Source organism: Natrinema versiforme (genome assembly GCF_005576615.1).
In the GTDB taxonomy this organism is placed as follows: Archaea; Halobacteriota; Halobacteria; order Halobacteriales; family Natrialbaceae; genus Natrinema; species Natrinema versiforme_A.
On sequence record NZ_CP040330.1, the window covers coordinates 1,940,306 to 1,953,736 of the forward strand.

Below are 13,431 nucleotides of genomic sequence, written 5' to 3' on the forward strand. Positions count from 1 at the left end.
TAAGATCCTAGTTGTACATAGTGTCCCAGGCTCCCTCCAGCGACCCCGTCTCTATTTTGCTCGTCGAGGACAATCCCGGCGACGTCCGGCTCATAGAGGAGGCGTTCAAATCGGCGGGGTTCGCGACGACGTTTCATACCGTTACCGACGGCAGCGCCGCGATCGAGTTCCTGCAAGACCGCGCCGCGGTCGAGGCCGGCCCCGATCTAGATCTGATGTTGCTGGATCTGAACCTCCCGCGAACGGACGGGTTCGAAGTGCTCGAGACGATCAAGGACGATCCCGCGCTTTCCTCGCTGCCGGTGCTCGTCCTCACGAGTTCGGAGGCGACCGAAGACATCGTCAAGAGTTACGAACTGTGTGCGAACGCCTACCTCACCAAGCCGACCGATCCCGACGAGTTCGCCGACATCGGCCGCGCGGTCGAATCGTTCTGGATCGACGAGGCGACGCTGCCGCCGGTTCCCTCGTAAGTTACGACTCGAGGTCGCGCTGTCTCCCCTTCGGGACCATCGAACGGAGCTCCCCGTGGACGTAGAGGCCGACGCCGATCGGTTCGCGCTTCCCCGCAACGCTGTGGGCGGCGATGAGATACCCCCAGTCGCCGTCCCATCGCTCGAGGTCCTGATCTTCGCCGCTCGCGAACCGTCGAGCCTGCTCGCGGTCGAGTTCGATCACGCAGTCGGTCGCGTGGACCCCGAACCGCTGGACGAAGTCCGTCGTGGGCTTCCAGTGTTCCTGTCGCGTCCGGAGACAGGTCATCCCGATCGCCTCGATCTCGATGGGGGTCGGCGCGTCGCCGCCGTAGATCCAGATCTTGCCCGCGCCCTTCTCCCAGACGGAGTAGTCCTCGAACGTCTCCGGCGGAATGCCGAACCGATCCGCGAAGAAGTCGACGACTTCCTCGCGCGTCGCCCGCCCCTCAACGGTTCGCTCGGCCTCGGTTGCCGGCAGCCGGTCGAACCGCTGGCCGTCGTTTCGGTCGGCCATCAGGCGGTCACCTCCAGTTTCGCGACGAAGAAGCCGCCGGTATCGTTCTGGTGGGGATAGATTCGGGCCGCCTTCTCGAGACTCGAGTCGAACTCGTCGTCCTCCCACTCGGTCAGCCCCGGGGAGTGCTCGAGGCCGAGGTCGAAGTCGACGACGCGACAGGACTCGGTGTCCAGCGCGTGCTGGACGATGGCCTCGTTCTCCTCTGGCGCGAAGGTACACGTCGAGTAGACGACGGTGCCGCCCTCGCGGGTAGCCTGAATCGCCCGGCGGATGATTCCCTTCTGGATGCCCGCGACCGAGGAGATGTGGCCTTCGGACCAGTTGTCCAGCGCGTCGGGGTTCTTCCGGATCGTCCCCTCGCAGGAACAGGGGGCGTCGACGAGGGCGCGGTCGAACTCGTCGAAATCGAAGCGGGACAGCGAGTAATTGCGCGCGTCGGCGTTGGTCACCGCGAGGCTGGTCGCGCCGAGTCGCTCGGCGTTAAAGCGCAGCGCCGAGATCCGGCCGAGGTTGTTGTCGTTCGCGACGACCGTCCCGCGGTCGTCCATCAGCGCCGCGATCTGGGTCGCCTTCCCGCCGGGGGCCGCACAGCAGTCCCAGACCCGCTCGCCGGGCTCGGGCTCGAGGACGACCGGCGGCACCGCCGAAACCTCCTCCTGCCCGTGCGTAAAGCCGTGAAAGGAGGTCCACGTCGATCCCGGCGAATCGGTCTCGAGGTCCACGACGCGGGGGTTCCAGTCGGCCTGCTCGTAGCCGACGCCCTCCCGGTCGAGGGCCTCGAGCGTGCGCTCGACGGTCGCCTTGATCGTGTTCACGCGGACGGCGTTGCCGAGCGGCCGCTCGCAGGCCGCCAGAAAGGCGTCGAAATCGTCGATGATCGGTCGATACCGCTCGAGTGGCTCCATTTGCTCTGGGTTCGAGCGACTGGCGTTTGTGGGTTTCGAAGCGTTCGGCAGTGGCTGTACTGACGAGGAACCACCCCGTCAGACGGACAAATATATACAATATAGTATATACTTGTACGCCATGGGCGAACCGACGACGTTCGAGGTGACCGACTGTGCCGTCATCGGACGGACGTTCGAGGAGTACGTGGCGATGTTCGACCTCGAGCCAACCGAACTCGAGGGGCGACGGGTGCTCGACTGTCCCTCGGGCGTCGCGTCGTTCGTCGCGACTGCGACCGAACGAGGGATCGACGCCGTCGGGGCCGACGTCGTCTACGATCGATCGGTCACGGAACTCGAACGGCGATGTCGCGAGGATCGCGAATCGGTCGGGGAACAGCTCCCGGAGAAACGGGCGCTGTTCGAGTGGTCGTTCTACGGTTCGCCGGCCGAGCGCCGCCGCTATCTCCGGCGGGCCGCCGACCGATTTCTCGAGGACTACGCGAACGACGGGACGGGAGAGCGGTACGTCGCTGCGGCGCTGCCGTCGCTACCGTTCGATCGCGATTCGTTCTCGCTCGTCCTCTCGTCGCACTTCCTGTTCCTGTACGGCGATCGGTTCGGCGAGGCGTTCCACCGCGAGTCGCTCCGGGAATTGGCTCGCGTCGCGACCGACGAGGTCCGCGTCTATCCGCTCCAAGGGCTCGACGCGGAACCGTCCGTCCACCTCGAGTCCGCCGTCTCGATGCTCGCGGACGAGGGGTACGAGCCGACCCTCGAGACGGTCCCCTTCGAGTTTCAGTCGGGATCGACGGAGATGCTCGTCTACTCGCCGTGAGAGCGGGCACAGCTGAGATACCGGGATCATCCGCCCTCGATTTTATGGCGCTGACGCGCATCGGTCCGACCATGGCAGCAATCCGCCTGCAGGGACCGGACGCGGACCTCGAGAACCCCACGCTCGTCGAAGGGTTCCCGGGCGTCGGCCTCGTCGGCAAGATCGCGACCGATCACCTCGTCGAGCAACTCGACATGCGCTACTACGCGAGCGTGCACTGCGAGGGGCTCCCCCGAATCGGCGTCTACCGCGGCGGCGACCGAACCGCTCGCCCGCCGGTCCGTCTCTACGTCAGCGAGGAACACGATGTCATCGCGCTCCAGAGCGACGCGCCAATCGCCTCGCAGGCCGTCGAGAGCGTCGCCGACTGTCTCACCGGGTGGATCGTCGAGCAGGACGCGACGCCGATCTATCTCAGCGGGCTCCCCGCCGAGCGCGACGGCGAGGACCGACCCGACATCTACGGCATCGCGACCGGCGACGGCGGCGAGGCGCTCGAGGCGACCGACATCCCGGTCCCGCCGGAAGACGGCGTCATCACCGGACCGACGGGGGCGCTCATCAACCGCGCGGCACAGGAGGGCTACGGCAGCCTCGGGCTGGTCGTCGAGTGCGATCCGCAGTTCCCCGATCCGGAGTCCGCGAGCGTCTTGCTCGAGGACGGTATCGGCCCGATCACGGATCTCGACGTCGACGTGGGGGAACTCGTCGACCGCGCCGAGGAGATCCGAGCGAAACGGGAGGAACTGGCCCAGCAGATGCAGGCGATCGGGCAAGACGAGAGTTCGCAGGCCCAACCGTTGCGGATGTACCAGTAGGCTCGCTCGCGGCCGATATCTGAGCGTTTCCAACACGAACCCGAGGAGGCCCCGCCTCGAGTCGGATTCGCTCTCGATGGGAGAGATCGATTTCGCGGCGAGCGCACCGTCTCGGTACCGAATCTCACACATCCTTTGCGGAAGACGCTACTGCAAACGCAACCCCTTTTCTCGTCGTCTCCCACCGTTCGACTATGACTGAACAAATCGATCCAGAGACGTGTCCAACTGCGAACGGCATGCCGATGCTCGGCCTCGGGACGTGGCAGAACGACGACCCCGAACAGTGTGCCGAAAGCGTTCAGACGGCCCTCGAGACGGGGTATCGACATATCGACACCGCCCAAGCCTACGACAACGAGGACGCCGTCGGCGAGGGGATCGCCGCCGCGGATGTCGATCGCGACGATATCTTCCTCGCGACGAAGATCTGGACCTCGAACCTCGCACACGACGACGTCCTCGAGACGGCTCGGGCCAGCCTCGACCGACTCGGCGTCGACTCCCTCGATCTGCTGTACATCCACTGGCCGGCCGACGAGTACGACGCCAAGGAGACGCTCTCGGCCTTTTCGGAACTCTACGACGAGGGGCTGATCGAGAACGTCGGCGTGAGCAACTTCCAGCCCGAACAGCTCGAGGAGGCCGTCGACGTCTGTGACGCACCGATCTTCGCGAATCAGGTCGAACTCCATCCGCTGCTCCCACAGGAGGAGATCCGAGAGGCCTGCGACGACTACGATATCGAGGTGGTCGGCTACTCGCCGCTGGCGCGCGGACAGGTATTCGACCAGCCCGAGATTCGGGAGATCGCGGAGAAACACGACGCCAGCGAAGCGCAGGTCAGTCTCGCGTGGGCACGCGAGAAGGGCGTTACCGCGATCCCGAAAGCGACCGGCGAGGACCACATCGGCGACAACTGGGAGTCCGTGACGGTCGAACTCGATCGCGAAGACATCAATGCGATCGATGCGATCGACGAGACGAGCCGCGAAGTCGATCCCGGCTTCGCGCCCTGGAACTGACCGGCGACGGCGTTCGCTGCGATAGCTCGTCACAGGGTTCCCTGAAACCGTCTGCACACCGTTTTTCGCGGACGGGAGGCCGGTTTCGGAGACGTGTCGCGGGAGAAGAAAAAGCAGGAAAGTTTACGGTACACCGGCTTTTTGGCTCGCGTATGTCTACCCGCTCGAAAAGCGGTGGTGGTGGGGGGCTCGTCGGCGCGGTCAGAGCCGACATTCAGCGGTTACACGGAGCCTGGATGGAGATCGTCTTCCCCCGGCAACGTGGCCGCGGCCACTCCGTCATGGGCAAGTGGAAGCCCGAGACGCTCCCGCAGAAGATCGGCTATCACGGCTGGAGCGTCCTCGGCGTCATCGGCTTGCTCGTCCTCTATCCGCTTACCGTCCTCGGCCTCGGAACCCGCTACTACGCGGCGAAACTCGACTCGACACGAACCCGCCTCGGCATCGTCGGCGTCACGGGCATCGCGCTGCTCGGCTGGGGGCTGTTGACGATCGCTTGGGGTGCGATGTCGTACATGAATCAGGTCGACATCCCCCTCGACGCGGTCATCGCGGTCGCAGCGGCAAGCGGCGTCGCAACCGTCGCGACCGCGCTCGCAGCGACGTCCGCGAAGGTCGGCGGCCGGGGGCTCACGGTCGTCTTCGCCTACCCGTTCGCGATGACGGCGCTGTTCCTCCCGCCGGTCGTCGCCGCCCTCGTGACACCGTCGCTGCATCCCTACGTCCTCGACCCCAGCTACGACTTCGCCGTCTGGGTGCTCGACAACGTCCTGTTCGTCGGCGGGATCAGCGAGTTCCTGCGGGGCAACTACACGCTCGAGGGGGCGGCCTACGCCGGGATGTGGGTCGGCATCTCCTTCCCGCTGGGCTGGTTCCTCGGCAGCGTCGTCGCGCTGGCGAATCTGGTTCGACCCTCGCAGTAATCCGCGCGGTTTATGGAAGTTATAAGGCTAAAACCCCGCCCTTCAGGGCGGGGATACAGCCGACAAGTCCCTACCAATCCACAGTCGACGGCACGGCGGGATATTCCACGCCCCGCTCGTTACCTTTAATATACTAATTTCCATAAGTACTTATGAACACAGGACGATGCTGGAGACAACTCGCACATATCGGGCAAAAATCGTCAACCACCAACAGGTGCGCGGCGACCTCGATGACTGCGGACACTCAGCATCCAAACTGTGGAACGTCGCCCGCTACCACTCCCAACAAGAATGGGACGGAACCGGCGAGATTCCGTCTGAAGCCGACCTCAAGCGCGAATTAAAAGACCACGAACGCTATAGTGACCTACATTCTCAGTCAAGTCAGCGCGTTCTCGAAGAACTCGCTGAAGCGTTCAACGGCTGGTTCAAAAAGCGCAAGAACGGCGACACGGACGCGAATCCCCCCGGATACCGGAAGCGAGGCGACAACCACCCACGCTCCACCGTGACGTGGAAGCAGAACGGCATCAAGCACGATTCCAAGCACAACCAACTCCGTCTGAGCAAAGGCTTCAACCTGAAGAGCCACCGCTCGGACTTCATTCTCGCAGAGTACGAAACCCGCCCAGATGTGACTGTGGAACACATCCAGCAAGTGCGAGCCGTGTGGAACGGCGACCGCTGGGAACTCCACCTCGTCTGCAAAGTCGAAATCCCCGTCGAGGACGCACCCGGCGACAACACTGCTGGAATCGACCTCGGCATCAGCAATTACCTCGCCATCGCCTACGATGACGGGGACGCCGAGTTGTATCCGGGGAACGTGCTGAAGCAGGACAAGCACTACTTCACCCACGACGAGTACGACACCGAGGGTGAGAACGGCCCGTCTCGGCGTGCGCTTCGTGCCCGTCAGAAACTCTCTCGGCGGAAGGACCACTTCCTGCACGCTCTCTCCAAGCACATCGTTGAGCGGTGTATCGACCATGAGGTCGGTCGCCTCGCCATCGGTGACTTGAGCAAGATTCGAGAAGACGAGAACGGCGAGTCTCGGAACTGGGGCAAACGCGGGAACAAGAAACTCCACGGATGGGAGTTTGACCGTTTCACGACGCTCCTGGAATACAAGGCTGAGGAACACGGTATTCTCGTTGACCGGAAGAGCGAGCGGGACACGAGCAAGACGTGTTCGTGTTGTGGGCGGAAGTGCGATGCGAATCGTGTAGAGCGTGGTTTGTACGTCTGTGAGTCGTGTGGTGCGACGATGAACGCAGACGTGAATGGTGCGGTAAACATTCGCAGAAAGATAACTCAGAATCCTCCGACTGGGGATATGAGTACCGGTCGTTTGGCACGGCCAGTAGCCTACCTGTTCAATCAAACCTCGGGGCGTTTCGTACCAAGCGAACAGGTGGGTTGCGAACCGTAATATCCCAACGCTCGGGAATCCTCGCCCTTCAGGGCGGGGAGGATGTCAATTTCCGACCAACGGTCGTGAACGGACTGCCGATTCCCGATACCATTAGGTGTGGGATTCCCAACGGTTGCACATGGAATTCGATCTTCCCAAGACGGCAGCCGTGTTCGTCGTCGTGATCGCGCTCGGCGTCGGTGGCCTGATCGGTATGGACATGATGCCGACGGATACGATTATGATGATGGTCGCACCGTCGATGATCGCGTTCGGGCTGCTCATGCTCGCCCTCGGCGTCAAACACGGGGAGTACCGCGCGACTGCTCGGGGTCGGTAACGACTTCTCGTCGCGTCTATCGTTCTCGCTGTCGGCACAATGTGACTGCGCTCGATTGCGACACAGCAGCGGCAGCGCTCGAGCGATCGAAACCGGGGAAAGCGGTGTGAAACGTCAGTCAGCGGTCGACTGCGAGCGGCCTACATGTAGCCGAGGTCGCGCAGGCGCTCCATCAGGTCTTCCTTGTCCTGGGCGCGGCCCGCGCGCTCGGTGGTTCCCTCGAGGTCCTGCAGCCACGCGGGGTCCTCGGTGTTCTTTTCGGTGCTGATCTCACTGCCGAGCGAGCGGAAGCCGGCGAAGTACTTCGGCGAGATCGGGACGTCGTCCTGCTCGACGCCCTCGGGGAGGTCGTCGTCGGCCTCGGGGACGTAGCCCTCCTCGGGGAAGTTCTCGACCGTGTCCGGCACCACGAAGTTCCAGAAGGCGTCCCAGACCGCGGCCTCGTCGAACTGCAGGATGGGTTGGATGCGGTCGTGGGGCGGGTAGATGTCGGGGTCGTGACGCGGCGAGAAGAACGTCTCGTCGGCGCGGGCCTCCTGTTCGTCCCAGCGCACACCGGAGATGACGCCGTCGATGTCGTACTCCTCGAGCGCGTCGTTGAGCGCGACCGTCTTCAGCAGGTGGTTGCCGACGTAGGTGTCCAGCAGGAACGGGAACGTGTCCTCCTCGTACTCGAGGATGTCCTCGACGTGGTGCTGGTTGTGTTCGGAGAGCTCCGAGATGTCGATGTCGTCGCCGGGCTCGAGGCCGTGTTCGTCGACGTACTCGCCGACGTCCTCGTTGCGCGCGTAGATTACCTCGAGATCCCACTCGTCGGCCCAGTGGTCGACGAAGTCGTGGATCTCATCGAAGTGCTGGTAGTGGTCGATGAAGACCGCGGGGGGTACCTCGAGATCGAAGCGGTCGGCGACCTCCTTAATGAAGTACAGCGTGAGCGTCGAGTCCTTACCGCCGGTCCACATGACCGCCGGGTTCTCGTACTCCTCTAGGCCCTCGCGGGTGACTTCGATCGCCTTCTCGATCTTGTCCTGAATGTGGGGGTACTCCTCGGGATCTTCACCCTCGCCGTCGCTATAGTCGACGTCGACGTAGTCGGGAAAGTTCTCGGCCATCTCGTAATTAGATATAATTAGCAGGTGTAAATCCTTTGGGTCGGCGGAAAGCTCTGACGGGATTACGGAGGGGCACACAGTGTGTCGGACCGGTCGCCGAATCGCTACGAGCCCCGTTCTCCCGCGAGCGGTCACGGGTGATCGACTCGGTTTCGGAACGCTCGAACGAGCAGCTCGGCATCGAGGATAGCGGTAAATGTTGCAGGCCGGGGCGACCGAGATGAAACTCAAACGATCGCCAACGAGACGGAGGGAGAAACAGTCACGGGTGCGTCTGTGGGGGCAGTCGGTCGCGCTCGAGGTCGAGAGCGGCTGGATCACCATCACCGCGATCGATCCCGGCGGGAGGTCACGACGCGGCGATGGGAGCACCTGCCCGCGAGGTCACCGGCGAGTCGATGTGCGCGAGGAGTGAGGACGGAGTCGAGTGAGACATCGGTCCGGGGTCGATCGGACCGTCAGGACGAGCGAATGCGGCCCTGACAGTCGCGACAGAACGAGACGCCCGCCCGGTTGGGCGTCCCACACGACGGACAGCGAACGCTCGACGAATCCGCGGCCTCGAGCTCCATCTCCGTGGCCAGTACGGCGAGCACGTCGTCGTCCGGTGCGATATCGTGTGCGCCGTCCGTCCCTCGCGTCCGCGCCCACGCGTCGATTAACTCGTCGTCCCGCAGCCGCTCGAGGCCCCGGACCAGTCCCAGAAAGCAAAGCGTCGGGGCGATCATCACGAACGCCGCGACGGCGAGGCGACCGAGGAGCGCGTACGGGCCCGGATCGTCCATACTCGCCGTTCGCCATCGGGGGTACAAACGTCTATCGCCGGTGCTCGCGGCGGGTGGAGACTCGAGTGGAAAACGAACGGCTATTCGGTTCAGCGGGATACCGACGAGAAGACCGGGCGCTTAGTCCGTGATGAACTTGTTGTCCCGCCAGTTGACACCGCCCTGTCCCGAGCCGTGATCGCGCGGCCCCTCGACGACTTCGATGTCGGCGGGTCGCGGCTCGCCGTCGACGATTCGGGTCGCCTCGAGGTCGCCGTCACGTTCCGAAATCGCCGTCAGAGTTCCCTTCTCGGCGGCTTCGGCGATTCCACAGAGGACGAGGAACATCTGGTACTGCAACAGCGAGTTCTGGAGGACGGTCTCGCGGTCGCCCTTGAACGCGGCGAACTCGACGAGTTCCGATTCGATCTCCTCCTCTTCTTCCTCGTCCCAACTGAACGACTTCTGGCGTCGCTCGTCCGGATCCTCCTCGTAGACCCGGTTCTCCGTGACGCTCGCCTTGAGCTGTGCCGTGGGAGTGTACTTGCTGACGGACTGGTCCTCGGCGACGGCCTTGAGGATCAGCGTGTTATTGCGCCGGGTGATCTCGACGTCCGTGACTCCCTCCGGGAACGTCGCGTCGTCGATGTGGTCGTGGAGATCTTCGAGGGGCAGTTCGAGCGTCGAATGCAGCCGATAAACGTGTCTGGATTCCTCTGTTGACATTGTGGGAAGGTGTGTACGGCGATACTCGTGATCCGTTAGTACGAGCGCGTGACTTATATGACCTGCTATTAAATCCGTGAAATATCAGGATATATAAATTACTCTCGGCGTCGCGACAGTTATGCGCCGGTCAGCGTCTCCTCGAGTTCGCCGCGTTCATCGAGTTCCTCGAGAATGTCGGAACCGCCGACGAACTCGCCGTCGACGAACGTCTGCGGGATAGTCTCCCAGCCGCTCTCCTCGTTGAGCGCCGCGCGGTACTCGTCGAGGGACTCGAGGACGTCGATCGTTTCGAACTCGTCGCGGTACTGGTCGATCAGGCCGAGCGCCTTGCGGGAGTAGCCACACTGGGGCATGAGCTCGGTCCCCTTCATGAAGAGGACGACCTCGTTCTCCGCGATGGCGTCGGCGACCTGCTCGTTGACCTCCTCCTGATCGAGACCCTGATTCGGTGGGAACTCCATACCCGCAGCTACGGCCGTGACGGGGATATGCTTTGCGTCATCGGCACTCACGATCGGACCCGAATCGCACTCGATCTGCAACACAGGGGCTGCTGGATAAGAACGGAAACCAACGGCGACAACGGTAAATCGGCGAGAGAATCGATTCGTCAGTCCGCCGCAGTCGGCGTCTCGAGGACCTCGAGTTTCTCCGCGGCGTAGCCGAAGACGTTCCGGTAGCCGTTCGGAGACATGAGAACCGGGTAGAACGGCTCGGCGGCGACCTGTTCGTCGCCGTCGGCCGCGGCGAAGGAATCCCCCGCCTCGACTTCGGTGAAGTTCTCGACGAAGACCTCGTAGGTGTCGGCCTGTCCTTTGCGAATAACGTCGGTGAGCCGGTAGACCGGGAGGTCGCGCCGGACGGTGTCGCCGGGCAGTGCGCCGACCGCGGTGAGGAAGGCACGAGTCAGTCGGTCGGCGTTCTGGGCGGCCGTCTCCGAGCCCTGCAGTCCGCACTCGACTTCGACGGTGTCGACGGCCGAGAAGAGCCGCCCCTCCGCGAAGTTGCTCGTCTCGACCATCGCCGAGACGGGCAGTTGGGGAACGATCTCCCGCGCCGTCTCGCTGACCCCGTTGACGATGGCGAATGGATCGGCGTGGCTCTGCGTGGAGTGCATCGAGAAGGTCAGACAGCCCTCGAGTTCCTCGACGAGTCGATGGGCGAGCTGTCCTTCGTGGGTCTTCGCGTCCGGATCGCCCGGGAACGCGCGGTTGAGATCCTCGTCGACGAAGCGAACCTGCCGCTCGAGGGCGTCCTCGTTGGCGACGATGAGTTTGACCGGCCGTTTGACGGTCGGGCGTTCGTCGAGCAAGCGCTCGACGGCTCGGACGCCACAGGGTTCGTCCCCGTGAACGCCCGCGACGACTGCGATCTCCGGCGTTCCCGACCCGAGCTGTGCGACTCTCATTACGTGATAGTTGGGCCGAAACGGGAAAGGCGATTCGGTCTTTCACAGCGCGGACGGGTCAGCCGTCGGGCTCGAACCGCCGGTACCGTGCCAACAGATCCCACTGAGAGGGGAATCGGTGGACCGAGCACCGCCGACCTGTCACGCTCGGTGAACCGCGACGAGATCGTCCGTCGCCGGGATTTCGTCGACGTATTCCGTGCACGGGAGAGTGACTCACGGGATATAAACGTCCGTTACGGAATCCACCCGTCCGACGCGGTTACGTGGGTGGGGCGAAAAGGAACGGCCATGGACGACCACACCCGCGACGACTCCGTCGGGCCGCCGATCTCCGACGCGCCGGCCGGGTGGGACGCCGACCGCGGGCCGTCGAACGGGTGGGAGCACGGAACGCTCCGGCGAGCCGTGATTCACGGCGTCCGGCTGTACAACGCCGGCGAGTTCCACGAGTCACACGACTGTTTCGAAGCGGAGTGGTACAACTACGGCAACGGGACCACGGAGAGCGCGTTTCTCCACGGGATGGTGCAGGTGGCCGCCGGGGCGTACAAACACTTCGACTTCGAGGACGACGCCGGGATGCGGTCGCTCTTCGAAACCGCGCTCGAATACCTCCGCGGCGTGCCCCGGGACTACTACGGCGTCGCCCTTCTCGACGTGCGGACCACGCTCACGAACGCGCTCGAGGACCCGTCGGTACTCCACGGGTGGCGGATCGAACTCGACGGGGAGTACCCGGTGGCGAGGGAGGCAGACCGCGAGTACGCGGCGCGACTCGAGTGAGCGGGGTGAGGTATCGACACCGCCGTCGAGCACGCCGCTCGGCGCATGTGTAAGCGCCGTCTTTATCTCGATCCGGTCCCCCACACCGAATAGATGCCTCAACCCTACGGCCGGTGTCAGCACTGCGGGGAGCGGCTCTACGCCCATATCGAGGGCGGCTACCAGTGCCTGAACTGCGGTCGCCGGTACACCGAGGCGGACCTCGAGACGCGGGCGACGTGATCGCGTCGGGTCCGTCTCCGCCGACGTGTTCTCGGCGGTCCTCGAGCGGGTCGTAGCGCAGTCCCCTCCCGGAGGCCGGTTTGCAGCACGCTCTCGGCGAGCGTTGACACCGGCGAATCCTTGAGCGGGAATCGGACGATTTAACCCCTGCGACGGCCTCAGAGCGAACTGCGTGCGAGGGTAGCCAAGCGGTCAACGGCGGCGGACTCAAGATCCGCTCTCGTAGGAGTTCGTGGGTTCGATCCCCTCCCCTCGCACTCACCATAGTGCGCGGCAAGACGGAGCGTCTTGCCCTCGCAAACCTTCTGCCGACACTCGCCTCCTAGTGACTTGACCGTCGATACGTACCGCCTCAGCCGTCAGGAGTCCGACCTTGCGCTCGAGCGACCGGACTCTCTTTCATTCTATTTGCAGTAGATATAAGGCACAACAATTCAACTGACAAACTGGAAGCCACACGCCGAAATCAGGGGCAGCACACGAATGCCCCGGGTGAAGAGAGCACCCGAGACGTGGTTTCCAAATCCCATACCGGGATTCAGTTACCATGTTTCCGTTACTGGTTCCGGGATATAAACATCCCGCACGGCGATCGAATCGCCCGACGCGATTAGTGTCGACTCCCCGCAGTCCATCGAGAGGCGGTCGGGATGCGTAGCGAGTCCGACGAGCGTGACGACGGCGGTGACGACACGTCACCGCTGCCCGACTGTCCGCGGTGTGGCGAACCGGTCGGATTCGTCACCGCGACCGGTCCCCTGACGGCCTCGGCCAGCCCCTGTGGCTGTTCGGTGCCGCCCGGACTGGGCAACTGCGATGACTGACTCGGGGTACCGGCTCGAGCCCCGACGATCAGCCGGCCGGTCGACGGTATCGTTCGAAATCACCACACCACCCCGTCGGGCGGCCGGGTCGGAAGCGGGCCCTCGAGTCGCCGCCTCGAAGGCTGTCGTTTGCCGATCTTTGGATGTCTGTGAGCGACATGAGCAGTCTCGGTATGAATAGCACGGCCGAATTCAGCAGGGACTGACGATGAGGACACCTGTCCTGCTCTCGTGGCGGCAGGGAATCGCCACGCCCTCCCCAGCCGATTCGCTCACGCCGACCGGCGTTCGCTCAGCCATTGTCAGAGCGGGCACTGACACGCCTTCGCTCACACGTTCGCGAAG

The 13,431-nt window shown here is 63.7% G+C and carries 17 protein-coding genes and 1 tRNA gene; 11 read left to right on the forward strand and 7 right to left on the reverse strand.

Translation table 11 applies throughout. From position 1 onward, the window contains the following. The first annotated feature begins 20 nt into the window (after window positions 1-20). Window positions 21-473, forward strand: a complete 453-nt coding sequence (locus FEJ81_RS09480) for a response regulator (protein WP_138245060.1) — start codon at window positions 21-23, stop codon at window positions 471-473. A 1-nt stretch (window position 474) separates the two neighbouring features. Here the strand turns inward: FEJ81_RS09480 and FEJ81_RS09485 are convergent, their stop codons facing one another. Then, window positions 475-990: a DUF7122 family protein gene (locus tag FEJ81_RS09485; protein ID WP_138245061.1), complete on the reverse strand. Its 516-nt coding sequence runs from the start codon at window positions 988-990 to the stop codon at window positions 475-477. Further along, complete coding sequence (locus FEJ81_RS09490; RefSeq protein WP_138245062.1) at window positions 990-1,898, reverse strand: RsmB/NOP family class I SAM-dependent RNA methyltransferase; 909 nt, start codon at window positions 1,896-1,898, stop codon at window positions 990-992. Before FEJ81_RS09490 ends, FEJ81_RS09485 begins: the two co-directional genes overlap by 1 nt. A gap of 121 nt (window positions 1,899-2,019) precedes the next feature. On the opposite strand from FEJ81_RS09490, the gene FEJ81_RS09495 reads away from it, so the two are divergent. From FEJ81_RS09495 to FEJ81_RS09520, 6 genes are all read left to right on the forward strand, one after another. Further along, window positions 2,020-2,718 (forward strand): hypothetical protein, encoded by a 699-nt coding sequence (locus FEJ81_RS09495; RefSeq protein WP_138245063.1) that lies wholly within the window; start codon window positions 2,020-2,022, stop codon window positions 2,716-2,718. 71 nt (window positions 2,719-2,789) lie between these two features. After that, window positions 2,790-3,536: a proteasome assembly chaperone family protein gene (locus FEJ81_RS09500; RefSeq protein WP_138245064.1), complete on the forward strand. Its 747-nt coding sequence runs from the start codon at window positions 2,790-2,792 to the stop codon at window positions 3,534-3,536. A gap of 194 nt (window positions 3,537-3,730) precedes the next feature. After that, window positions 3,731-4,561, forward strand: coding sequence for an aldo/keto reductase (locus FEJ81_RS09505; RefSeq protein ID WP_138245065.1), 831 nt, complete (start codon window positions 3,731-3,733; stop codon window positions 4,559-4,561). 152 nt (window positions 4,562-4,713) lie between these two features. After that, complete coding sequence (locus tag FEJ81_RS09510) at window positions 4,714-5,484, forward strand: hypothetical protein (protein WP_138245066.1); 771 nt, start codon at window positions 4,714-4,716, stop codon at window positions 5,482-5,484. A gap of 166 nt (window positions 5,485-5,650) precedes the next feature. Then, the gene (locus FEJ81_RS09515; RefSeq protein ID WP_138245067.1) at window positions 5,651-6,919 is read left to right on the forward strand and encodes an RNA-guided endonuclease InsQ/TnpB family protein; all 1,269 of its coding nucleotides are present in this window, start codon (window positions 5,651-5,653) and stop codon (window positions 6,917-6,919) included. 121 nt (window positions 6,920-7,040) lie between these two features. Further along, window positions 7,041-7,241 (forward strand): DUF7333 family protein, encoded by a 201-nt coding sequence (locus FEJ81_RS09520; protein WP_138245068.1) that lies wholly within the window; start codon window positions 7,041-7,043, stop codon window positions 7,239-7,241. 140 nt (window positions 7,242-7,381) lie between these two features. Here the strand turns inward: FEJ81_RS09520 and FEJ81_RS09525 are convergent, their stop codons facing one another. The 5 genes from FEJ81_RS09525 to FEJ81_RS09545 all read right to left on the reverse strand — a co-directional run bounded on the left by FEJ81_RS09525 (window position 7,382) and on the right by FEJ81_RS09545 (window position 11,254). Continuing rightward, window positions 7,382-8,353: a phosphoadenosine phosphosulfate reductase family protein gene (locus tag FEJ81_RS09525; protein WP_138245069.1), complete on the reverse strand. Its 972-nt coding sequence runs from the start codon at window positions 8,351-8,353 to the stop codon at window positions 7,382-7,384. A gap of 458 nt (window positions 8,354-8,811) precedes the next feature. Next, entirely contained in the window at window positions 8,812-9,138 is a 327-nt protein-coding gene (locus FEJ81_RS09530; protein ID WP_138245070.1) for a DUF7577 domain-containing protein, read from the reverse strand. A 120-nt stretch (window positions 9,139-9,258) separates the two neighbouring features. Further along, a complete protein-coding gene (locus tag FEJ81_RS09535; protein ID WP_006432636.1) occupies window positions 9,259-9,843 on the reverse strand; it encodes a DUF7110 family protein in 585 nt (194 codons plus the stop codon). 119 nt (window positions 9,844-9,962) lie between these two features. Further along, complete coding sequence (locus FEJ81_RS09540) at window positions 9,963-10,307, reverse strand: glutaredoxin family protein (RefSeq protein WP_138245071.1); 345 nt, start codon at window positions 10,305-10,307, stop codon at window positions 9,963-9,965. A 149-nt stretch (window positions 10,308-10,456) separates the two neighbouring features. After that, entirely contained in the window at window positions 10,457-11,254 is a 798-nt protein-coding gene (locus FEJ81_RS09545) for a M14 family metallopeptidase (protein ID WP_138245072.1), read from the reverse strand. A 291-nt stretch (window positions 11,255-11,545) separates the two neighbouring features. Between FEJ81_RS09545 and FEJ81_RS09550 the strand changes: the two genes are divergently transcribed. The 4 genes from FEJ81_RS09550 (at window position 11,546) to FEJ81_RS23155 (ending at window position 13,086) form a co-directional block, all read left to right on the forward strand. Next, on the forward strand, window positions 11,546-12,040 hold the full coding sequence (locus tag FEJ81_RS09550) for a DUF309 domain-containing protein (RefSeq protein WP_138245073.1): 495 nt from the start codon (window positions 11,546-11,548) through the stop codon (window positions 12,038-12,040). A gap of 93 nt (window positions 12,041-12,133) precedes the next feature. Next, on the forward strand, window positions 12,134-12,262 hold the full coding sequence (locus FEJ81_RS24175; protein WP_267877903.1) for a hypothetical protein: 129 nt from the start codon (window positions 12,134-12,136) through the stop codon (window positions 12,260-12,262). A gap of 174 nt (window positions 12,263-12,436) precedes the next feature. Further along, window positions 12,437-12,519, forward strand: a tRNA-Leu gene (locus FEJ81_RS09555). 393 nt (window positions 12,520-12,912) lie between these two features. Continuing rightward, window positions 12,913-13,086: a hypothetical protein gene (locus tag FEJ81_RS23155; protein ID WP_175416391.1), complete on the forward strand. Its 174-nt coding sequence runs from the start codon at window positions 12,913-12,915 to the stop codon at window positions 13,084-13,086. Window positions 13,087-13,431: the final 345 nt, after the last annotated feature.